The following is a 24,082-nucleotide window of genomic DNA, read 5'->3' as shown; positions in this document are numbered from 1 at the left end:
GCGATTTTTCTAAAAAAAAATTGCGTTTTGGGGCTTTTGAGGTGTTGAGAATTGCTGTTGTAAAAAAAGCAACGGAACTTTATAACTCTCAATGGATTGTAAACATTTTCTATCTATATTTGGGTAAATTATGGCTATGCCCGAAGTATTAGACTATTTGGAATACCGCGAGTTCCTGAAGGATTGGTTTGTCGAAACCAAGAAAGGCAGCCCCTTCACCTCGTACCGCTATCTTGGCCAGAAGACCGGAGTTGACCCGGCCTGGCTTGTGCGCGTATTCCAGAAAGAAGGGCATCTGAACGAGGGCACGCTCCCGGCATTTATCCGTATTTGCGGACTCGATGACCGCCGTGCCGAATACTTCAAGACTTTATACCGTTTCAACAAGACCAAGGCCAAGCAGACCCTTTCGGAACTGTACTACCGGCTCATGGAACTCCGTTCCATGGAGACCCGAATCCTGTCTACGCCGGAACTTTCGTATTTCGGCAGCTGGGCATGCGCCGCACTCCGCGCCTTGATTGGCATTACCAAAGACACGAGCGATATCGGCAAACTCGGCAAGAGTTTGAATCCTGCCATTTCGCAGGACGAAGCGCGTTCTGCCCTTGGCATTTTAAAGCAGCTTGGCCTTGTGGTGCCCGATGGCAATGGCGGTTGGAACATTACCGACCAGATTATCAGTACCGGCGGCGAAGTCAAGAGCCAGGCGGTTCGCGATTTCCACAGGCATACGATCGAACTTGCACAAGAATCGATCGACCGTCACAAACCCGAAGAACGCGATATTTCGTCTGTGGTGTTTACTGCCGACGAATCCGACCTGCCTGAAATCCGCCACCGTATCGAAGAATTCCGTAGAGGTCTGTTGCAGTTCGCCCGCAAGAGCGAACGCGCCGACCGTGTGTATGCTTTAAATATTGCGATGTTCCCTTTGTCTGACAAGGTGGACGACCCCGATACCGGCGCCGCTCCGCAAAACAAGGGGGTGTAATGCGCAACCGCAACGAAAATTTCTATTTTAGGGATGTGTTGAAGGATACTCCCGCAAATATGGCTAAGTTTGCCGTGACCTCGATCCTTGCCCTTTCTTTCGGGCTTGGTCTTGTTGCATGTGGCGAAACTAAAACAGCCGGCGGTGGCCCGAGCGGTACCGAAGCGGGTAACGCAATTACCGCACAAATTTTGACAGCCGAAAAGTCCCCGGCGGCTCTTGCCAGGGTTCGTCTTATGGACAGTGAAGCTCTCGGCGACGAAAAGGCTTATTCTGCCGAAGCTGACAAGGACGGCAATGTGACTATCGAAGGCGTTGAAGACGGCGACTACACGCTCGAAGCGAAACTCGCTGGCGAAGCCTTGCAGATTCCGGTCCAGGTGAACGGTGCAAGTGTCGACCTCGGTAAGGACCGACTCAAGAAAACCGCAACCGTTTCCGGTAGCGTGGGTGACAAGTCCCTGAAGGGTGTTGTCAAGGTTCGCGGCTTGGAACATTCCGCCAAGGTAAAAGACGGCAACTTCACGCTGGATTCCCTGCCCGAAGGCGTGCTCAGCCTGGTGTTCATTCCCGATGTCGAAGACGTCGATACCAGCAGCACTTACTTGAAGGTTCTCGCTGGCGAAAGCACCGTGTCCGGCACATTTGCCAACGAAAGCCACTCCCTGTTGCTTGAAGACTTCCAGGATTCCAACTACCAGAACCGCTTTATGCCGGCACGTACTTACGATGGTGGTTGGTGGTATTACGACTTTGCCGACAATGTGATTCCCGATTTCATTATCGGCGAAAACCACCTCTTTACGCTTGCTAACGAAGACGGCAACATCTCCGCTCATGTGGCCGCCCACTTCGGCGATATCGTCAAGGATTCTTCTGGAAACGCTTACTGGCCTTGGGCGACTATGGGTGTCGAACTGGGCAAGAGCGACAAGGCCCTTTGCAACGACATTTCGTCGGTGGATTCTGTTGCCTTCCGCATCAAGGGTATCGGTTCTGTTGTCTTCAATATCATCGATTCCAATTTGGATTTTGACCATCAGAAATTGATCCAGTCCGAATACGGCCTTGATAGTGCATGGGTGCGTGTGAGTGTGCCGCTGCCGGCCGAAAGAGATGCTTTCAAGTGCGTCAACCAGCTGGCTTGGGACTTCAAGCCAATCAACGGATACGCAGAAGTCTGGCTCGACGATGTCGAACTGATCGGTGGCGATCGCCTCTCCATTTGGGAAAAGTAGTGACTGCCCGTTCTGTAACCAGCAACCAAATCGAGTTATACAAGAATCTAGAAGCCGTGGTGCGCAAGTACGCTGCCACGACTTTTTTGCGTCCGGTGGCGGGCCATACCCGCGAGGCGTTCGAGCGGGTGTGTGACTTTGTGCGCGGGTTCAATGCGTCGGATTGCGCTGAACTTGTTTTGGATTCGGGCTGCGGTACCGGCGAAAGCACGCTGCACTTGGCAAAGAAATTCCCGAATGTTCCGGTCATCGGAATCGACAAGTCGGCGGTGCGGCTCTCGAAGGCGGGCAACGAACGACAACTCGAAGTTTCAGCGGGTGCCTCCTGCGATATACCGGCGAACGCCTTCTGGGTACGTGCGGAACTTTTAGACTTCTGGAGGCTCGCGCTCGAAAAAGTGGAGGCGGGCGAGTGGAAAATTTTGTACCATGCGCTTTATTACCCGAACCCCTGGCCCAAGGAAAGCGAGGCGACTCGACGTTTCCACTTGCATCCAATATTTCCGACGTTACTTCGTCTGAGTCCGGTCACGGAACTCCGTACCAATTGGGAAATCTATGCCCGCGAATTTGCCGAAGCTGCCCATGTCCTCGGCGATGCGCTTTCGCTAAAGTTCAATGTGGAACTTGGCGCCTTCGACCCTGAAAATCTTGAAACCGCCTTCGAACGTAAATACAAAGAAGCCCGCCAGCAACTTTGGCGGACTCTTGTAAAAACTTAATTGGCGCTTGACTACATTCTGTCTTTCATCCAGGTGAGGAACGCGCGATTCTTGCGGGTGAACTTCACTTCGATTTCGGCGCCTTCCTTCACGATAAATTCCGAGAGGCCGTACTTGCTGTTCGGATTGCCCCAGTCGTAAGTGTAACCGAGACGAGTCCACGGGAATCCGTCCTTGCGGTAGGCGACAGAGCTTTCCTTATCGAACCAGTTCTTGAACCACATGGCGTTAGCCGTCGTGTCTTCTTCGAGCGTGTTCGTGAAGGTGGTGTTCATCATGTCGGTGCTGATGTCGGGGAAGAATGCCGGGCGGAACACGTCGGTCACCCTTACCCAGAACACGGTGAAGTACCTGTTGTCGGTGTCGGGGGACTTGCCCAGGAGCTGCTTCAGGCGAATGTCCCAGTTGTCCACCTTGGCGTGGTTTTCGCGGAACCATGCCAGGAATTCCTTGTCGGTAAAGGCCCAAAGCACTTCGTCGTCTTTCAAGTGCGTGATTTCGCCGTCTTTGAAGCGGTCCGGATCGTTGTGCCACGTGACGAGAATGACCTGGGAGTTGTCTCCGCTCATGGATACCTTGTCGGAGTTGCCGTCAATAGAAACCAGCGGGTAAATATCGTCGTTAGTGAGGTTCTTGGCTTTTTCGAATGCGGCGTTGTACTGTTCGCGGTAGAGCGAGTCGCGATTCATGAAGGTGACTACGTTCCCTTTGGTGTCAATCACGTCGCAGTAGGGGATGTTCGGGTAGCCGGCGGCCACTTCGTGCTTTTCGAAGTATTCGCTCAAAAGGTCGTCGTTGTGCGAGAACAGGTTGTCGTTTTCCAGGAACGAAATCACGATCTTGCAGAATCCCTTGTCCGGAATCTTCACGGCATAGGGGAAGGGTTTCTTGCCATTGTCGGCGGTGTCGAGCGTGAGCTTGGTTTCGTCGATGCCGCAGGCGTATTCGTACTTGTACAGCGGGGCGATACCCGGTTTCATTTCGCTGATGAACAGGTTGTCCTGATCATGGCTCCAGCTGGGTTTCACCACAATTTTCTGGGCGCCGAGAGTCATGTACTGGGGCATCATGTCTTCGCAGTAGAATGCTGTCTGGCGGAACACGCCGATGATGCCGGTCTTGTTACGGTAAACGTCTGCGTCGCTAGGCTTGAGGCCCTTGGTGCATCCGGCAAGTAATGCGGCTGCCGAAAGGGAAATAGCAAGAATCATTTTCTTCTTCATAACGCGGGGAAATATAACTAAATAGGAAGTGTCCAAATGGTCGATAGGTCCCGTTAGCATTTTTCGTGAGTGTTGATAGATTGTTGATAATTTGGCAGACCCGCTGGGGAAAGCTCAAAAATGTGAGTAAATCTTGCTTACACGGGGCCTAACCCCTTGATTTATCTAGGAATTTTTCTAATTTTGAGACTCAAAAAAATTTGACTTTTAATAAAGGTTACTACAATGAAAAGAACATTCCAGCCTCATAATCGTAAGCGCGCCAACAAGCATGGTTTCCGCACCCGTATGGAAGACCGTTGGGGTCGTGCTGTTCTGAGCCGTCGTCGCGCCAAGGGTCGCAAGCGCCTCACCGTGAGCGACACCATCTACAAAAAGTAGGATTGGCTCATAGCCTCGTTGCGCTCCTATAGGCTGCCTAACCAGCCAGCTTATCGGCAAGTAGCCGTCCATGGGAAGTTCATCCGCACACCGTCTTTCACGATGCGCTGGATTGAGAGCCAGGACGGTTTTTGTCGTTTTTGTTTTTTGGCAAAAAAGAAGAATGGCAACGCCGTTTACCGCAACAAGTGCCGTAGATTACTGCGGCCCCTGTTTTTTGAAAGGGTTCCCCATATCGCAAAGCCCGTGTGGGCGATGATCATTGTGAGTGACAATTCCGAGGTGATGTCTTCGGCGCGTATGCGTGAATCGGCACTCAAGGTGTTCAAGAAAATGGAATGGACCGATGGCCTGGACGCACAAGGTTAACGAGGTTTTGAAGGGCGCATTGATTGCGCCCATCCGGCTTTACCAGATTATCCACCCGTTCTTCTTTCATGGGGTGTGCAGGTTCCAGCCGACGTGCTCACAATATGCGATCGAAGCCATCAGGGTACACGGGGTGTTTAAAGGTTTCTATCTTGCGGTTTTTAGAATTTTAAGGTGCAACCCGTTTTGCAAGGGCGGCTATGACCCGGTCCCGCCCAAAAAGGAAAAGAGATGAACAAGAATACTCTCATCGGATCCGTCCTTATCGTAGCCATCATGATTTGGTGGTTCTCCATGACCAGCGCGAACAACGAAGCTGCCGAAAAGGCGAAGCTCGCTAAGCAGGCTGCCGCGAAGGAAGCCGCCGCCCAGGTTGCCGATTCTGCCGAATCTCCGTCCGCAAGCGGACTCGTGCTCCCCGGCGCAACTGCCGAAATCAAGGCAGCCCCGGTTCTCGGAGCCGCCGTCGAATCCGCTACCGATAGCGCCGTGAAGGATTCCTCAGTCGTGGCAAATGACTCTGCCGCAGTCGATGCCCCGAAGGTGATTGCCCCGCGTACGGTCACGGTCGAAACGGACAAGTTCATCATGACCCTGAGCAACAAGGGCGGCAAGGTCCAGAGCGTTATCGTCAAGGCCCTGCCGGATTCCGCAAACCATTTCCCCGAACTCATTCAAGATACCACGCTCGGCGCCCTCGACCTGAACCTCGGTGGTGCGGACCTTTCCGAAGTCATGTTCAATGTCGAAGCTCCGGAATGGATCAATGTCGAAAACGATACCACGGTGCAGTTCGTCTTTACCGATGCCAACGGCAACCAGCTCGTGCGTAGCTACGGCTTTACCAAGGCCGGCGTCGCTGTACGCCAGGTGAACAAGTTCAAGGGCTTCCGCGTCGACAAGTACGAGCTCTCCTGGAAGGGCGGCATGCGTGAAACCGAAGAATTCCCGAAGGGCAAGAGCTTCGGCGGTACCAGCTACTTCTTTAGCGAAGTGATTTTCAAGAACAACGAAATCACCGAACGCGAAACATTCAACGATGCCATGACCTTCGACAACGCCAACTACTACTGGGTCGGCATGCGCCGTAAGTACGTGGCCATGTCGGTGCAGTTCGATTCTCCGGTGCCCGCCCAGGTCAAGGCCAAGCACATCAACCTGGCTACCGAGGGCAACCCGGATCCGGGTACCTACAGCCTCAGCATTGCTGATGCCGTGCGCGGTGATTCCATTGCCTATAATTTCATGGTACTCCCGCTCGAATGGGGAGAAGTTGAAGCTCTCGGCCAGGGTTACGAAAAGATCATCGTGACCGGTTCCAAGTGGTTCCCCGGTTCCAGCGTCTGGTTCGTGTGGATTTGCGCCATGCTTCTCAAACTGCTCAAGTTCTTCTACTCCATCATTCCGAACTACGGCGTCGCCATTATCCTCGTGACCTTCATCGTGCGCGGCATTACGACCCCGTTCACAATCAAGCAGCTCAAGTCGACTTCTGCCATGAGCAAGCTCAAGCCGCAGCTCGACGAAATCAACGTGAAGTACCGTAGCGATCCGCAAAAGAAGCAGGCCGCCATCATGGAGCTTTACGCCAAGAACGGCGTGAACCCGCTCGCGAGCTGCACCGGCGGCTGCCTCCCGATGATTATCCAGATGCCGATCTTCATGGGCCTTTTCTTCGTGCTCGGTCGCGCCGTTGAACTCCGCGGCATGCCGGCCTTCCTCTGGATTACCGACCTCAGCCGTAGTGACGTGATTTTCCATGGTTTCAGCATTCCGTTCCTTATGCCCGATGGCCTCGCTCTCCTCCCGTGGATTATGGTGGTTACCACCTACTTCCAGACCAAGGTGACCATGAGCGGCAACGGCGCTATGGACCCCGCCCAGGCCAAGATGATGACTTGGATGATGCCGGCCATGATGTTCCTCTTCAGCGCGGTGATGCCCTCTGGCCTCGTGCTCTACTGGATCGTGTCCAACTTCTGGAGCATCATTCAGTACAAGATCATCCGCCGCGATAACGGCAACACGCCCAAGACCGTGAATGGCAAGAAGGTCGTCGACGCCGAAATCGTGAAGTAATAGCTCTCAAGATTTATATTGGAAAAGCTCCCGATTTTTTCGGGAGCTTTTGCATAGTAACAAAATTTATTTATACTCGTCGCCGTCAAGCGGCTTGCCGAGAATCTTGTATTTTGCCTTGATGATGGTGCGCAGAACCGGCCAACCGACTTTATGGTATGATTTCTGCCAAAGCTTGTCGATGACCTGAGTTGCAGAGTTGCCAAGGGGCTTCGGGAGCCATTCTTCTTTGAAGTCCGGTGCAAGAATTGCGTTTACTACCAGCTTGTGGTAATCTTCGTTTAATGCCTTATAGGCCCCATGGCGAATAAAGTGGACTTTTTCTTTAAAGTCGAAGCGACGCTGTAAAAGCTTGCGCTTGATAAATCCGCCACCTTGGGCAATCAGTTCGGGGTAGGCAAACATGGCGGGTAAATGCGTGTTGAAAAGCGACGCCGTCTTGATTTCGGCTTCGTCGAAGACGTTTGCCATGCCGATTTCTAGACGGTTTACCACATCGTAGAATGTTTCTTGCTCAGGGGTTTCCAGCAGGTGCAGGTAGAAAGCTCCGAGGGCTTCTTGTTTTAGGTACAAGAAGAACGATTGCAAGTGCGGGCGAACTTCGTCGTTTTGCGTAAGCGATACCACGTCGGCGGTGCTCGCTTCGGCGCGGCGGATAAAGTCGGCAAAGTTGTTCTGGAAGTAGACGATGGAATCGTTTACGAGCAGCAGGCGGTTAATGCTGTTGAATTCCACGAGACTGCTACGGCCGTTGGCAACATCCTTCAGGAACCGGCGCCACATGCCGAAATCGAACCCGTGATTTTCGGTCAGGTAAAGCTTGATTCCGTTGTCTTCCAGGAACGACATCGTCTCGGCCGAAAGCGGACGCTTGTTCGTGAGCAGAACGACGGTAAAATCAGTCTCGGCGAGGTGCTTTAGCGCAAACCGTACATACCCGGGGAGAGTTTCCCCGGTCTGGTAGCTGGCGTAGAGAATAATTTTACCGTTGCTGGACATATTTAGTAGACAGTAGGCAGTAGACAGTGGTTAGTGTGAGGTGTGGAGTGTGAGGTGTATAATTACACTTCTCACATCACGCATTGCATATTACCTTCTCCTTTGGCTGCGACCGGCACCCTTGCGGGAGCCGCCCTTGCGAGGCTTGCTTGCAACGTGGAATCCTTCGCGGTCATCGTTACGATCGTTGCGTCCGCCCTTGCCGCGAGAACTACGGCCAGAACGTTCGAAACTCGGGGCGTCGGAATCGAACCTGCCGCCGCGTGATTTTCCGCGGCCGCCACGGTTCATGTGGCTGTGCGCCGACACGAATTCCGGAACGTCATCATCAAAGTCTTCGTCGGGCTGGCTCACGTAGCCGAGGGCTTCCGCCGCGGCGGCGCGGTCAGCGCGTTCATGAACGTCGCGAGATTCACCCTGACGGCGGCGCTTCTTCGGTTCGCTAGAGAGTTTTTCGATAATGCTGAAGTCCGCCTGACCGCGCAGCGGGTCTACCCGCAAAAGGCGCACCAGCACCTTGTCGCCGCGCCGGAACGTACGCCCGCTCTTCTTGCCAAAAGCGAGTCCCTGGTCCGGGTTGAATACGTAGAAGTCGTCACCGGCAATATCGCGGAAACGCACTAGGCCTTCGGCAATCGGGTCTGCGATAGAAACGTAGATACCCCATTCCTCGATGCCCGAGACAGTTGCCTCGAAGTCATCGCCGATGTGGCTCTTCAAAATCCAGCAGCTGCACACCTTGATGGCGATGCGTTCGGTTTTCTGGTTCTTGACTTCGTTTGCCGAAATCAGGTCGCACACTTCAATGACGCTGTTCTTGCGTTCGGCGGTAATTTCCTTGCCCTTGCGCGCGAGTTCACGGTGACACCACAAATCGGCGTAGCGGCGGATGGGGCTGGTGAAGTGCGCGTAGTCCTGCCAGTTCAGCGCGAAGTGTCCGAAGCTGTTGCTGTCGTAATGCGCCTTCTGCATACTGCGGAGAATTCGGTTCGTAAGCGTTTCGTCGCCCGCGGCACGCTTCACCAGGTGCTCGTACAGCTTGAATGCCGTCGGGTTCAGGTTCGTGTCGCCGCTGCGGGGCTTGCCCAGGTCGCGCAACATCACCGGAGAATCCTTGAACAGGTCCGGGTACATGTAGTACAGTTCCATGATGTCCTTGGTGTCAGGCGCTTCGTGGATACGGTAAATGCCCTGGAGCTTGCGCTTCTTGAGCTCCTTCGCGCAGCAGTTGTTCGCAATAAGCATGCATTCTTCCACCCACGAATTCGATTCGTCGGTTACGCGCGGGTAAATCTTTTCCGGTTCACCCTTTTCGTTGAACTTGCAGCCGAATTCGGTGCTCTGGAATTCCAGCAGGCCGTCCTTGGTGCGGTTCTGCTTCAAAAGCGCCGTCACCTCGGCGAGCGCCTTGATGTCGTCGTCGCCGTTCTTCATCATTTCCATTGCCTGCTCGTAGGTAATGGACTTGGTAATCTTCACGATACTGCGGTGGAAATCCCAGCTGAGCACGTTCGCGTGCTTGTCGAGTTCCATCATGCAGGTGAATGCGCAGCGGTCCACACCCTGGTGCAGGCTGCAAACATTGCTCGAAAGCTTATCCGGGAGCATCGGCACGGCGGTCCACGGCAGGTACTGCGTGTAGCTCCTTTCCAGAGCCTCTTCATCGAGTTCGCTCCCTTCGGGTACGTAGTAGCTCACGTCGGCAATGTGCACGCCCAGCCTGTAGCCCTTGGGGGTGCGTTCCACGCTAATGGCGTCGTCGTGGTCCATGGCGCCATCGGGGTCAATGCAGAGAATCGTGAGCTGCCTGTAATCCACGCGGCCCTTGAAGTCCTTGCCGCACGGCTCCTTGACGCTGTCCACATACTTCTTGATGGCGGGGCTAAAGTCTTTGGGCAAGTTTGCGTCTTCCATGAACTTTGTCTTGACTTCGTCCCAGCTGATGTTCATGGCTTCGGCGGTGCGGTCTACCTTTGCGAGGTAGCTATGCTTGAGTTTCGGGTGCGGGTACAGCGTAAAGCTGATGGTTTCGCCTTCCTTGCCCGGGGCCTGCCTGCGGTGGCACATCTCGTACACCTTGCCGGTTTCGAGTTCGTGCACTTCCCATTCTTCTTCGCCCGTCTGGTGCAGAATGCCGCGCTTCACGCGGGTCTCGTTTTCCTTGCCCGTCTGCCTGCGGCTGCGGGCACCCAGGCGGCGGTTGTCTTCGGGGTACTGTTCCGCAATCTTCTTCACGCGCTTTTCGCGCTTTTCTTCGACGCTTTCGCCATCGCCCAGCTGGTATTCCTTGTGGCTGGTGCGCTTCAAGAGGCCTCGGTCCACCATGTCGGCGAGCATCTGCTTAAAAGCCATCTTCTGCTTTTTGGGGAGGCCGAGCGCGCTACGCAGGCGGCTACCGACCATCGGTTCGTCGCGCAAAATGGCAATAATCTGTTCTTCGCTAGGTAAATGCTGAGCCATATTAGGCCTCCTTGTTTGCCGCGGTGGCGGCGTCGGCCTGTCTGTAGGGCAGCGCCGAAGAAATCATGTTGTGAATCTCGTCGCGCAGCTGCGTGGCGGATTTGTTCTCAAAGCTTTCGGGTGTCTGCAGCGGGTGCACCACAATCTTTACCACACCCGGGGTCTGCGCCCACTTGGTCTTGGAAAGCCGCTTGCCCGTATCCACAAGCGTCACCGGCAGGAGCGGAAACTTGTTTTCCTTGGCCATGCGGAAAATTCCGTTCTGGAACGGGAGCATGTGCCCGTCGTTGCTGCGGTGGCCTTCGGGGAACACCGAAATGGTCACGTTGTCTTCGAGGCGCTTTTTCACGACAGCGCCCATGCCCAGGTTCTTGCGCGGGTTCCTGTGCACCGGAATGCAGCCGATTTTAGTCAAGACCCAGCCGAACACGGGAATTTTCCAGAGTTCCGCCTTCGCAATGAACGAGGTCATGGTAATCGAGGGCCAAATCACGTTGATGTCCAAAAAACTCTGGTGGTTGGCTATGAGCACGAACTTCTTGTGGTCCGGAATGTTCTCCTTGCCTTCGATTTCGACCTTGATTCCCGACAACTTGAACAAAACCCGGAAAAACGGGATGCATATGCGGGTGCTGTCTGCCCAGCGCCTGCAAAGCACGCCCTTGTAAAACATGAACGGAAGACCGACAACGAAAAGCCCTACTCCAATGAACAAGTAGTAGAAAATTGCACGAATAAATGCCATAAGTGTCCTAAAAATAAGGGTTTACACCCATAATGTATATTTTTTATGGGCAATGGAACATAAAACTGAAAAAAATATGCTTGTTTACAAACGGGTGCGAAAAGACGATAATATATTGAATTTTCTAAATTGTACCTGAACAAAAAGGATTTATTATGGCAGATTGCAACGAAAAGAAAGAGAATGCCCCTTCCGAGATCATGAAGAAGGCTGAAGAATTCCTTGCCTCCAAGCGTAAGATCTTCTTGTGGGGCGGTGTCGACGACGAAAGCGCCGAACGCATTGTGAAGGAACTTTTGTATCTGGATTCCTTGAATCACGACGACATCTATTTCTTCATTAACAGCCCGGGTGGCGTGATTTCTAGCGGCCTTGCCATTTACGACTGCATGAACGCTATCCAGAGCGACGTGGTCACGGTTTGCTGCGGTCAGGCAGCCTCCATGGGTGCGGTACTTTTGACTTCGGGAGCAAAGGGCAAGCGTTATGCATGGCCCAATGCCCGCATCATGATTCACCAGCCGCTCATTCACGGTGAAATTGTCGCCCCGGCAAGCGACATCCAGATTCAGGCCGAAGAAATGCTGCGCATCCGCAACATTACGGGTAAGATTCTTGCCGAAACTTCTGGCCACACCATGGAAGAAATCGACCGCGACACGGAACGCGACAACTTTATGAGTGCCGAAGAGGCCAAGGCCTACGGCCTGGTCGACAAGGTCGAAAGCATCGTTTAACGATTATACGGAAATTTTCGAATGGGACTTTTTTCTGCCATTAAGAGTGGCCTAGCCAAGACCCGCGACGCCTTGATGGGCGAACTCAAGGGTATTGTCGGTGCAGGCAAAATTACAGACGACACTCTTGAGGAACTCGAAGAACACTTGATCAAGGCCGACGTGGGTGTCGAAGCGGCGTTCCTGTTGACCGATGCCTTGCGCGAGCAGGCGCTGGGCAAGTCGCTCACGACCGAACAGGTGCTCGGCATTATGCGTAGCGAAGCGGAACGCCTCTTGAAGGATCCGCCTCCGTTTGAACTCAAGGGCAAGCCGCACGTGGTGCTTGTGATTGGCGTGAACGGCGCCGGCAAAACGACTACAATCGGTAAGCTTGCCGCACGCCTCAAAGGCGAGGGCAAGAAGGTGATGATTGCGGCCTGCGACACGTTCCGTGCTGCGGCCATCGACCAGCTTGAAACCTGGGCGCAGCGCTCGGGTGCCGAATTCGTGAAGCATCAGGAAGGTTCTGACCCTGCGGCTGTGGCGTTCGATGCCTGCAATGCTGCAGTGGCCCGCGGCTGCGACGTGGTCCTCATCGATACCGCCGGCCGTCTGCACAACAAAGACTACTTGATGGAAGAACTCAAGAAGATTGTCCGCGTGATCAAGAAGGTGAGTCCCGACATGCCGCACGACATGTGGCTCGTAATCGACGGCAATACCGGACAGAACACCATCAACCAGACGAAAATTTTCAATCAGAGTTTCCCGCTCACCGGCCTCGTGGTGACCAAGCTCGACGGTACGGCCCGTGGCGGCGCAGTGCTTTCGATTGCAAGTTCGCTCCAGATTCCTATCCGCTGGATTGGCATGGGCGAACGCATTGACCAGCTGGTGCCTTTCAGCAAGGCCGAATACGTGGAAGGCCTTTTCGAAAACGCTCTGGAAGAAAACGAGCAGTAAGATTGTGTCTATGGCTTTAGTCGAAAACAAGACGATGGGGGCGCGTGCGGTTTTAGCCGTTGCGCTTCTTTTGCTTTCTGCTTTCGGCTTGGTCGGTTGCGCAAATGAGGTCTCGGTCGACCAGAAGTTCGTTGACTTGTTTGTCGAATTGCGCGTTGCCGAAATCACCTACAGCAAGGATTCTCCAATAGGCCGCTTGGTGCGACAGGATATCTTGAAAGCGGCGGGGTACACTCGCGAACAGTTCCTTGCCAAGACTGACGAAATCTTGAATGACGAGCGCCAGTGGGTGCCGTTCCAGAAGGCAGTAAATGCCCGCATCGATTCTCTGCTGGCACCTTCGCAGGCAGGACAGGCGCAGGCGCCTGAAATCAAGCCCAGCCGTAAGGTGCAGACTCAGATGCCCGCCCACAAGGGAGGTGTACATTGATTTTACGTTTGTTGATGCTTGTAGCGCTTTGCGTTTCGGTTTCTTTTGCAGCCCCTCTAAACGATGCGGTGCCTGCCAAGAAAGCCTCGACTAGAAAGTCCACTGTACATTGGATGGACTATAATGAAGCGCTTGAAAAGGCTCAAAAGTTTCCGAAACTTGTCTTTGTGGATTTGTATGCGGACTGGTGCATTCCCTGCCGCGTGATGGATGCGAACGTGTACAGCGACCCCACGGTGGCCTCGCTTTTGAACACGCGTTTTTATGCCGTTAAGCTCAATGCCGATTCACAAGATACCATCATGTGCGACGGTCAAAAGAAAACGGTGCAACGCTGCTATTTTGATGTATGGGAACTGAACGCGCTTCCGGCTTTTGTGCTTGTTGCCCCGAAGGGAATGAGCATTTTGACGGTTACCGACTCTATGTCGCCGCAAGAACTGCGATACATGCTGTACCAGTTCCTTGAAAAAGAAAAGGAGTGGATATCCCGATGAACGAACAATTCCTTTTTTACGCTCAAATCGTTTTCTGGGTGATGATTTTTTTGCTAGTACATTGCTACTTGCTGTTCCCGATGACGCTCCCGTTTGTAAGTGAAATCTTTAAGCGCCGCAAGAAGCCGGAACAAGGCGACGTGGAACTGCCGACGGTGTCGATTTTGATTTCGGCCTACAATGAAGAAGCGGTAATCGAACGCAAAATCCATAACATTTTGGAACTTGATTACCCCAAGGACAAACTTGAAGTTTTGATTGGTGACGATGGCTCTGCCGACAAAACCGCTGAAATTGTGGCACGCTACGAGTCGCAGGGAATCACGCTGGTCAAGGCGCCGAAGAATGCGGGCAAGGCTGCCATGCTGAACCGCCTGAACAAAATTGCAAAGAATGACATCTTGCTCTTCTGCGATGCAAACACGATGTTCTTCCCGAATGTGGTGCGCAAACTCGTGATTCCGTTCCGGGACAAGAAAATCGGCTGCGCCTGCGGTCACTTGATTCTTTCTGACAAGAGCGGTTCTACGTTGGGTCGCGGCGAAAGTTCTTACTGGGATTTGGAATCTGAAATCAAGAAGTTCGAAGGCGTTCTCGATATGCTGATTGGCGGCAACGGCGCCCTCTATGCAATTCGCCGTGAACTGTATACGGAACTGCCTGTCAAGAAGAGCGTCATGGACGACTTCTTCGTAACTACCAAGGTGCTTGAAAAGGGTTACTACTGCACGTTTGTTACAAGTGCTATCGGTACCGAGCAGACGTCTAAGGAATCGAGCGGTGAGTTCCGCCGCAAGGTGCGTATCGGCCGCGCGAACTTCAACTTCTTGTTCTCTTACTTGCCGCTGTTGAATCCGCTGCACCCGCTGCTTGCCTACCTGTTCTTCTCGCACAAGATTCTGCGCTGGTTCTCGCCGCACATTTTGATTTTGCTGTTTGTCGCGAACGCTTGCCTACTCACGAGTGGTCTCTTCTACCAGATTTTCTTTGGTGTGATGTCGCTTTCGTTGCTGGTCGCCGGCTTCAAGATTGTACCGAGCGGTTACTACTTCCTTTCGATGAACTACGCTATGCTTAAAGGTTTCTTCATGGCGTTCAAGCCCGAAAAAAGCGGCGGTTGGGCCCGCGAAGCCCGCAGCGATGAGTAATATCAGACGAAAGAACGCCGTTTCACGGCTACAGACGAGAGACGAAAGATTATATTTTAACTGAGATATGAAAAAATTTCTGACTGCCATTCTGTTTGCTTTAGCATTCGCCTTCGTTCCGGCGAACGCATTCACCATGGATGTGCAGGGCGGTGTCGTGAACCATGTGAGTGATATCGGCACGTTCAACCTGAACGTTTTTGGTCACTTGTGGTATCCTATTGACCAGATGCTCTTTTTTGGCATCGGCACGGGTTATCAGGAAATCGATAACGTGAGCCTGATTCCTGCTTCTGGCAGCGTCTGGATCCGCCTGCCTATCGGCAGCACGGCTCTTCCTGTAGCGACGGGTGACTGGGGCTATCTCTTTGGTTCCAACGGCCAGATGTTCTGGCGCGCCGGTGGCGGTTTAGACATCAAGAATGGCGATTATTCGTCCATCATGCTGATGGGTGGCTACCAGTTCCTTGATCACGAAGGCAAAGGCTACGCCTACGTGCAAGCCGGCATATTAGTAGAATTGTAAAAACAATGTGCAATGACTGATGTGAAATGTGTAATTACTCATTTCACATCTCACATCCCACATCTGATTTACTTCCCTAATTCTTGTTCCAGGAACTTCTTGTTCTCTTCGACTTTCTGCTTCTGCGGATTGTCCGGATATTCCGTCAGGCATTTGTCCAGCGGAGCGATTGCTTCGTTTAACAGCTTTTTCTTCTTGGCTGCATCTTTTTGCTTTTGTGCCTTTGCGAACATCTGGCTTGTTGTCTTGCGCTGCTTGGTGCAGAAATTGTCTGCTAGCTTTGTGTAAAGCTCGTTCGCCTCTTTGCGGAGCTTGCTCGCCTTGAGTTTGTTCAAGAGTTCCTTGGCTTCGCTGAATTTTTCTTTTTGCAAGAGTGTATCGGCTTGGGCCAGCGCCTGGGCCGGATCGTGGGATTCCCAGTATTTGGTGGCTTCGGCGTTAGTGAGTTGCATCAGTTCGCGAATGTGGTCAATTAGTTCCTGCAAGTGCAGGACGTCTTCGAAGTCGCGGTAACGCATCTGCAAGGTGAGCGCCCGCTTTTCGGCTTCGGCGAATTGAGCCTGGTTGTCGGCTAAATCCTTAATGGCGGCGTATTCTTTTTTCGCCTTGGTGAGTGTGTTCTTGTAGGCAACCCCCTTCTGTGCCTTGGCCCACTGGGTCAGCGAATCGCCCGGAGCAAGTGCTATCAGGCTGTCGGCGGTTTCTGCCACAAGACCGTAATCGGAATTGGCGCGGTTCATGTTCTGAATTTGGAATACCATCGGCTCGTAAGCCTTCGCCTTTTCAGCTCTGGTCTTGCCGAATTCATTTAGCATGGAGTCGGCCTTGGTTTCCCACTGTGCCCACAAGGGCTTGATGACGCGGAAACGTTCCAAGTAGGCGGTGGCAGAATCGGTGTAGCCTGCTTTGTACAAAGCGTCGGCGTAGTCAAAAATATTCTGGACAATTGCCGGAATGGTGGTGTAGGGGTCGGCGACATCGGTCTTGGCGGTTGCGTCTGTGTTCGGAGTGTTGACGGGTGTCGCGCTCGGAATGTTGTCCGGTGTGGCTAAGCGGTGGTTGTCCAACGCCTGGGAATTAAAATAGACATCTTGACTTTCAACGATTTGGTTCGCTTCAGAACTGGTTCCTGTTTGGGGCTGAGATACGTCCGTGTTGTCTGCCTGTTCGGGCTGGGGATTTGTTTCGGGGGCGGGGGCATTGCCGACGCAAGCCGTCAGTGCGAATGCCATAGAACAAATAAAACTGGGGAGTATAGCCTTATTCAAGATCATGATGTTAATATAGAAAGAAAACGGACTGCGAAAATAGAGCTTTTTAGTGCGAAAAAGGATGATTTTTACTGAAAAAAAGGGGTGTCCGTGAAAAAAGGTTTGCATTTCTGCAAATATTCAATTAATTTAAAGGAGAAAGAAAATGTGAATTAAGGTGGGAGCAATGACTTTGCGTGAGAAATCCGACATTCCCGCGTCGGTAGTCGTGGATCTTTTGAATACGGCCAAGGTGGACCCGTTTGTGATTTTCGATGCGAAATCGCACGAAATCTATATGGTGAATCCTTCTATTTCTCTTTTTTGGAAACCGAAAAGACCCTATGAACCGGGAATCAAGTTCGAAGAGTATTTCTTTCCTGCTAACGAACAGAATACATTGTTTGTCGAAGAACTCCTTGAAAAAGGGGTGACGATTATTCGCTGCCCGTATTCGGGAAAAGACCTGGTTGTAGAGGCGTCACAGATTTCCTGGAATGGCAAGCGTTCCATTTTCATGCGCGTAAACGATCATTCCGACCGGTTCTTCGATTCCCTGACGGGGCTTCCGAATTTAGAGTATTGCCGCATCCGCGGAGAAAACTATGTAGAGGGCCTTTTAAATGCAGGTAAAACCCCTGCAGTGGTTTTCTTCGACATTATCGGGATGAAGCTTTACAACAATGCCAACGGCTTTAGCTCCGGAAACGAGTTCTTGATTCACTTTGCGGCCGTACTGAAAAAGCAGTTTGCAGATAACCTGGTATGCCGTAGCACGAACGACCATTTTGTCGTTGTTGCAGACATTGCCAACCTCGAAGAAAAGTTGTGCGAAATTCGAAAATACGTTAAGGGTACGGTTTCCAAAATTTCAATGGACCTTTACGTGGGCATTTGCCAAACGGATACAGACAGCGATATTCTCGACGCGATTGAAAAGGCGAAACTCGCCTGCAACATTCAAAAGAAAAAAGGCGACAAATTTATCCGGCAATATGACGAAGACCTGCACAGGACACTCATGTTGCACAATTACGTGGTAAACCACATTGATGACGCCATTGCGAACGGCTACATCAAGGTTTACTACCAGCCGGTGGTGCGAACGATTTCGGAAACGTTCTGCGGCATGGAGGCGCTTGCCCGCTGGATCGATCCGGAACAGGGCTTTTTGAACCCGGGCGAATTTATCGGCGCATTAGAGGAATCCAAGCAAATCCATAAGCTCGACAGCCACGTGATAGAACTTGTCTGCAGAGAAATGCGCGAGCAATTGGACCAGGGCTACCCTGTGGTTCCGGTGTCGTTCAACCTTTCGCGATTGGACTTTACCGGCTGCGATATTTTTGAAGTGGTCGAAAGAATTCTTCAAAAATACAAGATTGAGCGTGACTACATCCGTGTAGAAATTACCGAAAGCATCATGGCGTCGGATTCGTATATCCAGCATGAAATTGAGCGATTCCGTCTAGTTGGCTACGAAGTCTGGATGGACGATTTCGGCAGCGGTTATTCTTCGCTGAATACGCTCAAGGACTACAAGTTCGACGAACTTAAAATCGACATGGCCTTCCTTTCGAACTTTAACGATGTGTCTCGCACCATTATCAGCTCGATGGTCCGCATGGCGAAAAGCCTTGGGTTAAAGACCTTGGCCGAAGGTGTAGAAACCAAGGAACAGATGGAATTCCTGAAGAGCATCGGTTGCGAAAAAGTCCAGGGCTACTACTATGGAAAGCCGCAACCGTTGAAGGCTACCATGGAGCACATGGAATCTTCGGGAATAGTCATCGAAGATAGCAACACGCGTGCCGTGTATTCAAAAATCGGGCGTCTCGACTATCAGGAAAATACTCCTAGGGCGATCATGACGTTCGAGAATGAAAAGTTCAAGTTCCTGTTTGTGAATCGGCAGTACGAAGAACAACTCATGAGTCTCGGCTTTAAAAGCATCAAGGACGTCGAAGACGCGTCGAACAATCCTGAAAACCCGGTGTATTACACACTTCACGAGGCAGAAAGGGCCGCCTACGAGGCTCCCTGTGAAGTGACCTATGTGACGCATGGCATGTACGTCATTATAAAGGGGCGCCTGGTTGCCGACAATAACGGATGTCACATTTACGACTTGTCTTTCCGCAATACGCATGTGAGCGCTTACGATAGTTCATCTCGCGGCAAGGAGGCTACGCTTCCGGCGAATACGAAGACTGTCTTGATTGCCGAAGCCAATCCGCAAGAGAGGGCGTTCCTTGAAAGTATCCTGAGACCGGATTACCATGTGCTGCTAGCCGAAAATGGCGAACAGGCGCTCAACTTGCTGCTTGAATACGGACGTCACGTGGCTCTTGCCTTGATAGATGTGAATCTCCCGAAAATTGACGGATTCAAGCTCATCCAGAATTTCCAAGCTGAACGGCGCAATCTCCAAATTCCATTTGTTGTCATGACCGACAACAAGGATTTAGCCAAAGAAAGCATCCGTATAGGCGCCACTCAGTTCCTCTTGACGCCCATTAAAGATAGGGGCATGCTCAAGGCAAAAATTGATGGCTCTATCAAGAATGCCGAAATGCTGCAGCAATTGGCTTTGAACTATATGGAGTTTGTTCCTGGCGGAGTAATTCTGTACAGTGTAAAGACTGGCGAAATTCTTTATGTAAATGCCCGAATACTTGACATGTTTGAATGTAGCAGTGTCGATGATTTCCGTAATTATGTCGGGCGGTTCTTCAAGAATGCAATTCTTCCTGAAGATTTCGGAAAGGTGAATGCGGATATCTCGGAACAGGTAAAGAGCAGAAGCACCGCGACAAAGCAATTGACCTTCCGTGTAAAGACTGCCAACGGAAATGTCAAGCGAGTCTATCATGTAGGTAAGGTCTTTGGCAAAACTCCGTATGGCACTATTTTTTCGGCGTTCTTGTCCGAAGACGACTTGGCGATGAAAAAGTACTTTAACCGTAGAGACGCCTTTTTAAAATTTATGGAATCGGGTGTCACGACGGGCACCAAGTCTTACGACCCGGGTTATCGCGGATTCCTGTTCTGGGATCTGACCAAGAATTCACCGGTGCTCCGCATGGGCGGAATCTCGTACATTCCCAAGGAACTCGAAGACAAGTACACCTACGAAATCCATCACAGGTACCTGAGTTCCGTGATGCAGCAAAACGAAACTAATGTCATGAACGCGTTGGATTACACCCGCGATAAACTGATCCTGGATTACATGAATAAATGCATGGTCCATTCGCTGGACATCAGCTATGACGTCGCGGGCTACATTTTTACCATTCGTTCGAGCTTTGACATGATGATGGACCCGGAAACCGGCGACATCATCCTGAAATTGCAAAACGACAGCATCAAGACAACAAAGAAGTAGAACCGACTTAGTCGCTATTCTAGGTTAATGTGGTAGCCGTCGTTGGGCTCTAGCCATTTTTTAACGAACGGCTGATCGTTGTTTTCTTCGGGGTCAGCGAATTTGACGATTGACCCTAGGTAAAGCCGTATGATTTGCTTGGCGTGCTCGCGAGCCCTGCGCTTGAGATCATCGCTGTTTTCTTCTTCGTATTTTTTCTGTTCGGCAATAAAGAATTGCTTGAAGTCTTCGAATTTGATGTCGTTGAACCAGCCCTTCTTCTCCCAAAAGACTTCGATACTTTCGAAGTCAATGCTGTGACTTAGAATCTTTGGTTCCGGCAAGTAAATCAGGATTGTCTTTGTGATGGGCTCGACATTGATTTTGATGTCTTTCAAGTCGTAACCGAGTTTGACATCGCCCTGGTAAATTAGCATGAATTCCTTGATGGACTTGTTGATTCTCCAATCGGGCATGTATTTCAAGAGTTTCTTGGCGTCTTGGTAATTCGCGTTTTTGCGGTAGTGGTGGTGGAGTGTTGCTAGCTCCGCAATTTCACTGATTTGCTGCTCTACGAATGCGCTCGTGATTTGAGGCCCCTTGGCTTCGGTAACGTACAGTTTCTTTATGGCGAAGGCGGTTGTGACAGCCGTTGCGCACATGAGAATCAGAACTGCAAGTATTTTTAAGGCGAATTTCATGATTTAAATCTACATTCTATTTTTTCTTTGGGTACATGAAATGAAAATTTTTGATGGGAGGAGGAAGAATCCCCCTCGCTCCAGCCTCGGCCCCACCCTGACCGGGTCTAGAGCCTGCCCCGGACTTGTTCCGGGGCTATCCCCACTGCGGGCTTCAAACGCCAGCCCGCAACGCCTGGCTCTTTTTGCTTGGAAACGGAAAAACGTTTGAATCCTGAAGATGCTGAAAAAGTAAAGTATCAAGAATTTCTGAAAAATGCACAGAGAGTCTATTTCATGGGATTCTCTTATATTCCGGATAATCTTGAGTCTATAGGAATTGATCCTCGTGCTGAAATTATTCGAAATGCAAATGTCTATGCAACGGCCATGGGCTTATCATCTCAAAACCGTCTAAGGATTTCAACGTATTTGGATCTCAAGGATTTTGAAAAAAGAAACGAACCTGAGCCAATGCCCGAGATGGAAATTCAACGCGCGCGCTACGAAAACCGAATCCTCAAGGATGCAAGTGTGGTTGATTTGATTCTTGATTATTATACGATTCCGTAAAAAGAGCCGATATAAGGTGTTTTTATCGTGAGCATGAATTGGACTTTTAGAAATTTTAAACATTGAGTCGTCGTAAATAAAGTATATTAGCATTAGAGGTCACTAAATGAAGCTTTATCATGGTGGCAACATCGCAGTATCCAAACCTGAAATTCTTGTTTCTGACAGAAGATTGGATTTCGGGACGGGCTTCTATTTAACCACAAGTAGCGAGCAGGCACAGAATTGGTCTGAATTGACCGTTAAGCGGAAAGGGACTGGGACACCGACGGCTTCAATTTATGAGTTTGATAATCAGGATTTGTCAGGCTTGAAGTGCCTGAAGTTTCCGCGTGCGGACAAGGAATGGCTTCGCTTTGTGACTGCAAACAGAAAGAACGAGAATATTCAGAATGATTATGATCTAATTATCGGTCCCGTGGCAAACGACAGGACCATGCCCGTCATTTCGCTCTATTTTGCGGGAATTTACGATGAAGACGAAACGATAAAAAGGCTTTTGCCGCAAATGCTTCGAGACCAATATGTTTTCCGCACGGAACTTGCCTTGCAAAAACTTATATTTGTAAAGGCGGTAACTAAATGAATAAAGTTCTTCCCTTCATTCTCGACTACTACGACCGCGAAGTCTCGCAGATGATTAGCCAAAAGTATGGCTGTTCTGCCATGGACGCGTACAAAAAATTCATGTTCTCAAAAACATACGAAATGTTGAGTAACCCTGAACTTCAGATGTGGAATTTCAGTTGTTTCGGAATTTTTGACATGTGGGAAGCCGAACAAAGAACGGGAGATCCTCGCAATTCCATTTACATCCAGAGGTGCTGATGGCGAAAGAAATGGAATTCTTCAGTTTCTTGATGGAGCAGTATGCTGCCTATAAAGGAACTACTGCAAATAAAATCCTTGCGCAGCTTGAAGCGAAAAAGCAGACGGATTTTGTTTACAGCATGTATGAGCGATACCATACAGAAGCGATAGAAAACGCTTTTGATGATTTAGATAAAATATTGGCGTAAATAAAAAAGCCCCGACTCGCAATGAGTCAGGGCTGAATTTTTTGGATCCTTCGACTTCGCTCAGGATGACAAAGTGTAGGTTTCGCGACTATCGTTAGTAGGCGGCGTAGCCGCGATTATTCACTAATCACTGTCTACTGCCTACTGTCTACTTCCTACTTCCTGTAGCTCTCCATCGCTTCCACATCCACGCTCTTCACGAAGTTGTAGTGCTTGGCGACTTCGGCTTCGGCGAGGTTCAAGTACACCTTCATGCTCTTGTCGAACAGTTCGGGTGCCTTGGTGGCGTCGCGGAGCATGAGCTGGCTCATCACGCAGTTGGCGGCGAGTTCGTAGAGGTGACGGCTGCAGAGGTCGGTGAACTCGTTGTTGTTCGCTGCCTTCACGACTTCGATTGCTTCGTAGAACTTCGCGTCCATGGCCTTCGCGCGGGCCTTGAGGCTCTCGTATTCGGCGGCCACTTCGCCCGCTTCCAGTTCTTCGAGCATCTGGCTGTAGGTGCCGGTGGTGATGTGCGGGAGCGCGGCAACCGTCTGCAACTGCGTCGTGCCTTCGTAAATGGAGGTGATGCGTGCATCGCGGTAGAGGCGCTGGCAAGCGTATTCGAGCATGTAGCCCGAACCGCCGTGCACCTGGATGCTGTCGTAGGCGTTCAGGTTGGCGTATTCGGAGTTCATGCCCTTGGCGAGCGGCGTGCATGCGCTGGCGAGTTTCTGGTACAGCTTGAGTTCTGCCTTCTCCTCGTCGGTGAGCTTGCGGGTGCGCTCGATGTCCTCGAGGCCCTTGTAGATGTCCACGTAGCGGGCTGTCTGGTACAACAGTGCGCGGCCAGCGTCGAGGCGTGCCTTGATGTTGGAAATCATCTCGTAGACGGCCGGGAAGTTCACGATAGCCTGGCCGAACTGCTTGCGGTCCTTGGCGTAGGCGAGAGCTTCGTTATATGCCATCTGGCTGATGCCCACGGACTGTGCGGCAATGCCGAGACGCGCACCGTTCATGAGTGCCATCACGTACTTGATGAGGCCGAACTTGCGGCGGCCACAGAGTTCAGCCTTCGCGTTCTTATAGACAAGTTCGCAGGTCGGGCTTCCGTGGATGCCGAGCTTGTTCTCGATGCGGCGTACGTTCACGCCACCGTCGCGCTTGTCGTAGATGAACATGGAAAGGCCGCGGCCGTCGTGGGAGCCTTCTTCGGAGCGGGCGAGCACCAGGTGGATGTCGCTGTCGCCGTTGGTGATGAAGCGCTTCACGCCGTTAAGGTACCAGCACTTGTCGGCTTCGCTGTAGGTGGCCTTGAGCATCACGCGCTGCAGGTCGGAACCGGCATCGGGTTCGGTCAAGTCCATCGACATCGTCTCGCCGGCGCACACGCGCGGGATAAAGCGGGAACGCTGGTCCTCGTCGCCGAATTCATAGAGCGTCTCGATGCAGTCCTGCAGGGACCAGATGTTCTCGAAACCGGCGTCTGCAGAGGCGATCATTTCGTTGATGGCCGTGTAGGCGGTAATCGGGAAGTTGAGGCCGCCGAAGCGGCGCGGCATGGTGACACCGTTGAGGCCTGCCTTGCGGGTGGCTTCCAGGTTCTCGTAGGTCTTGCTTGCGTAGCGCACGCGGCCGTCTTCGCAGTGGGGGCCTTCGGCGTCCACGTCTTCGGAGTTCGGGAAGATGGTGTTCGCGGTGATGTCGCCTGCGACTTCGAG

Annotated in this window: 25 protein-coding genes; 18 read left to right on the top strand and 7 right to left on the bottom strand. The window is 51.7% G+C overall.

The window, feature by feature from the left end; translation table 11 throughout:
* Positions 1 to 130: 130 nt before the first annotated feature.
* From B9Y58_RS11090 to B9Y58_RS11085, 3 genes are read left to right on the top strand one after another with little or no spacing between them, the layout of a single operon-like run.
* Positions 131 to 994, top strand: a complete 864-nt coding sequence (locus B9Y58_RS11090; RefSeq protein ID WP_233247946.1) for a TIGR02147 family protein — start codon at positions 131 to 133, stop codon at positions 992 to 994.
* Positions 994 to 2,232, top strand: coding sequence for a carboxypeptidase regulatory-like domain-containing protein (locus B9Y58_RS14600; protein ID WP_073056674.1), 1,239 nt, complete (start codon positions 994 to 996; stop codon positions 2,230 to 2,232). Before B9Y58_RS11090 ends, B9Y58_RS14600 begins: the two co-directional genes overlap by 1 nt.
* Positions 2,232 to 2,954 (top strand): methyltransferase domain-containing protein, encoded by a 723-nt coding sequence (locus B9Y58_RS11085; RefSeq protein WP_073056676.1) that lies wholly within the window; start codon positions 2,232 to 2,234, stop codon positions 2,952 to 2,954. Before B9Y58_RS14600 ends, B9Y58_RS11085 begins: the two co-directional genes overlap by 1 nt.
* An 11-nt stretch (positions 2,955 to 2,965) precedes the next feature.
* Here the strand turns inward: B9Y58_RS11085 and B9Y58_RS11080 are convergent, their stop codons facing one another.
* Positions 2,966 to 4,177 carry a hypothetical protein gene (locus B9Y58_RS11080; protein ID WP_073056677.1) on the bottom strand — a complete coding sequence of 404 codons (1,212 nt, stop codon included), beginning with the start codon at positions 4,175 to 4,177 and terminating at the stop codon, positions 2,966 to 2,968.
* Positions 4,178 to 4,402: 225 nt separating this feature from the next.
* Between B9Y58_RS11080 and rpmH the strand changes: the two genes are divergently transcribed.
* Genes rpmH through B9Y58_RS11060 form a run of 4 tightly spaced genes read left to right on the top strand, consistent with a single transcriptional unit; the run spans position 4,403 to position 7,006 of the window.
* Positions 4,403 to 4,558, top strand: coding sequence for a 50S ribosomal protein L34 (gene rpmH / locus B9Y58_RS11075; RefSeq protein ID WP_072798095.1), 156 nt, complete (start codon positions 4,403 to 4,405; stop codon positions 4,556 to 4,558).
* Between the two features lie 18 nt (positions 4,559 to 4,576).
* Complete coding sequence (locus tag B9Y58_RS11070; protein ID WP_233247945.1) at positions 4,577 to 4,927, top strand: ribonuclease P protein component; 351 nt, start codon at positions 4,577 to 4,579, stop codon at positions 4,925 to 4,927.
* Positions 4,905 to 5,162 carry a membrane protein insertion efficiency factor YidD gene (gene yidD / locus B9Y58_RS11065; protein ID WP_073056679.1) on the top strand — a complete coding sequence of 86 codons (258 nt, stop codon included), beginning with the start codon at positions 4,905 to 4,907 and terminating at the stop codon, positions 5,160 to 5,162. Before B9Y58_RS11070 ends, yidD begins: the two co-directional genes overlap by 23 nt.
* Positions 5,159 to 7,006: a YidC/Oxa1 family insertase periplasmic-domain containing protein gene (locus tag B9Y58_RS11060; protein WP_073056683.1), complete on the top strand. Its 1,848-nt coding sequence runs from the start codon at positions 5,159 to 5,161 to the stop codon at positions 7,004 to 7,006. The genes yidD and B9Y58_RS11060 overlap by 4 nt, the downstream gene beginning before the upstream one ends.
* 66 nt (positions 7,007 to 7,072) lie before the next feature.
* On the opposite strand, the gene B9Y58_RS11055 is transcribed toward B9Y58_RS11060, so the two are convergent.
* The 3 genes from B9Y58_RS11055 to B9Y58_RS11045 all read right to left on the bottom strand — a co-directional run bounded on the left by B9Y58_RS11055 (position 7,073) and on the right by B9Y58_RS11045 (position 11,210).
* Complete coding sequence (locus tag B9Y58_RS11055; RefSeq protein ID WP_073056686.1) at positions 7,073 to 8,005, bottom strand: rhamnan synthesis F family protein; 933 nt, start codon at positions 8,003 to 8,005, stop codon at positions 7,073 to 7,075.
* A gap of 90 nt (positions 8,006 to 8,095) precedes the next feature.
* The gene (locus tag B9Y58_RS11050; RefSeq protein WP_073056689.1) at positions 8,096 to 10,465 is read right to left on the bottom strand and encodes a ribonuclease R family protein; all 2,370 of its coding nucleotides are present in this window, start codon (positions 10,463 to 10,465) and stop codon (positions 8,096 to 8,098) included.
* A 1-nt stretch (position 10,466) separates the two neighbouring features.
* Complete coding sequence (locus tag B9Y58_RS11045; protein WP_073056692.1) at positions 10,467 to 11,210, bottom strand: lysophospholipid acyltransferase family protein; 744 nt, start codon at positions 11,208 to 11,210, stop codon at positions 10,467 to 10,469.
* 155 nt (positions 11,211 to 11,365) lie between these two features.
* Here B9Y58_RS11045 and B9Y58_RS11040 point away from each other — a divergent pair, with 155 nt between their 5' ends.
* The 6 genes from B9Y58_RS11040 to B9Y58_RS11015 all read left to right on the top strand — a co-directional run bounded on the left by B9Y58_RS11040 (position 11,366) and on the right by B9Y58_RS11015 (position 15,493).
* Positions 11,366 to 11,947 carry an ATP-dependent Clp protease proteolytic subunit gene (locus tag B9Y58_RS11040; RefSeq protein WP_073056695.1) on the top strand — a complete coding sequence of 194 codons (582 nt, stop codon included), beginning with the start codon at positions 11,366 to 11,368 and terminating at the stop codon, positions 11,945 to 11,947.
* A 21-nt stretch (positions 11,948 to 11,968) separates the two neighbouring features.
* Complete coding sequence (gene ftsY / locus B9Y58_RS11035; protein ID WP_073056698.1) at positions 11,969 to 12,892, top strand: signal recognition particle-docking protein FtsY; 924 nt, start codon at positions 11,969 to 11,971, stop codon at positions 12,890 to 12,892.
* A gap of 10 nt (positions 12,893 to 12,902) precedes the next feature.
* Positions 12,903 to 13,322 carry a hypothetical protein gene (locus B9Y58_RS11030; RefSeq protein ID WP_073056701.1) on the top strand — a complete coding sequence of 140 codons (420 nt, stop codon included), beginning with the start codon at positions 12,903 to 12,905 and terminating at the stop codon, positions 13,320 to 13,322.
* Complete coding sequence (locus B9Y58_RS11025) at positions 13,319 to 13,819, top strand: thioredoxin family protein (protein ID WP_233247944.1); 501 nt, start codon at positions 13,319 to 13,321, stop codon at positions 13,817 to 13,819. The genes B9Y58_RS11030 and B9Y58_RS11025 overlap by 4 nt, the downstream gene beginning before the upstream one ends.
* The gene (locus B9Y58_RS11020) at positions 13,816 to 14,967 is read left to right on the top strand and encodes a glycosyltransferase family 2 protein (RefSeq protein WP_073056705.1); all 1,152 of its coding nucleotides are present in this window, start codon (positions 13,816 to 13,818) and stop codon (positions 14,965 to 14,967) included. Before B9Y58_RS11025 ends, B9Y58_RS11020 begins: the two co-directional genes overlap by 4 nt.
* Before the next feature lie 67 nt (positions 14,968 to 15,034).
* Entirely contained in the window at positions 15,035 to 15,493 is a 459-nt protein-coding gene (locus tag B9Y58_RS11015; protein ID WP_073056708.1) for a hypothetical protein, read from the top strand.
* A gap of 68 nt (positions 15,494 to 15,561) precedes the next feature.
* On the opposite strand, the gene B9Y58_RS11010 is transcribed toward B9Y58_RS11015, so the two are convergent.
* Positions 15,562 to 16,725, bottom strand: a complete 1,164-nt coding sequence (locus tag B9Y58_RS11010; protein WP_144066155.1) for a hypothetical protein — start codon at positions 16,723 to 16,725, stop codon at positions 15,562 to 15,564.
* A gap of 211 nt (positions 16,726 to 16,936) precedes the next feature.
* Between B9Y58_RS11010 and B9Y58_RS11005 the strand changes: the two genes are divergently transcribed.
* Positions 16,937 to 20,131 carry an EAL domain-containing protein gene (locus tag B9Y58_RS11005; protein WP_233247943.1) on the top strand — a complete coding sequence of 1,065 codons (3,195 nt, stop codon included), beginning with the start codon at positions 16,937 to 16,939 and terminating at the stop codon, positions 20,129 to 20,131.
* Positions 20,132 to 20,145: 14 nt separating this feature from the next.
* Here the strand turns inward: B9Y58_RS11005 and B9Y58_RS11000 are convergent, their stop codons facing one another.
* Positions 20,146 to 20,811, bottom strand: coding sequence for a DUF4230 domain-containing protein (locus B9Y58_RS11000; RefSeq protein WP_083532321.1), 666 nt, complete (start codon positions 20,809 to 20,811; stop codon positions 20,146 to 20,148).
* A gap of 207 nt (positions 20,812 to 21,018) precedes the next feature.
* On the opposite strand from B9Y58_RS11000, the gene B9Y58_RS10995 reads away from it, so the two are divergent.
* The 4 genes from B9Y58_RS10995 to B9Y58_RS10980 all read left to right on the top strand — a co-directional run bounded on the left by B9Y58_RS10995 (position 21,019) and on the right by B9Y58_RS10980 (position 22,382).
* On the top strand, positions 21,019 to 21,363 hold the full coding sequence (locus tag B9Y58_RS10995; RefSeq protein ID WP_143154691.1) for a hypothetical protein: 345 nt from the start codon (positions 21,019 to 21,021) through the stop codon (positions 21,361 to 21,363).
* A 106-nt stretch (positions 21,364 to 21,469) separates the two neighbouring features.
* Positions 21,470 to 21,949, top strand: a complete 480-nt coding sequence (locus tag B9Y58_RS10990) for a DUF3990 domain-containing protein (RefSeq protein ID WP_073056719.1) — start codon at positions 21,470 to 21,472, stop codon at positions 21,947 to 21,949.
* A complete protein-coding gene (locus tag B9Y58_RS10985; RefSeq protein ID WP_073056722.1) occupies positions 21,946 to 22,191 on the top strand; it encodes a hypothetical protein in 246 nt (81 codons plus the stop codon). Before B9Y58_RS10990 ends, B9Y58_RS10985 begins: the two co-directional genes overlap by 4 nt.
* On the top strand, positions 22,191 to 22,382 hold the full coding sequence (locus B9Y58_RS10980; protein ID WP_073056725.1) for a DUF3791 domain-containing protein: 192 nt from the start codon (positions 22,191 to 22,193) through the stop codon (positions 22,380 to 22,382). Before B9Y58_RS10985 ends, B9Y58_RS10980 begins: the two co-directional genes overlap by 1 nt.
* A 155-nt stretch (positions 22,383 to 22,537) precedes the next feature.
* Here B9Y58_RS10980 and B9Y58_RS10975 read toward each other — a convergent pair.
* On the bottom strand, positions 22,538 to 24,082 hold a 1,545-nt coding region (locus tag B9Y58_RS10975; protein WP_085534926.1), incomplete at its 5' end, for an acyl-CoA dehydrogenase family protein.

It is taken from the genome of Fibrobacter sp. UWB15, assembly GCF_900177705.1.
Classification (GTDB): domain Bacteria; phylum Fibrobacterota; class Fibrobacteria; order Fibrobacterales; family Fibrobacteraceae; genus Fibrobacter.
The sequence above is the reverse complement of the archived record's forward strand: the minus strand, read 5'-3'. Positions and strand labels throughout refer to the sequence as shown.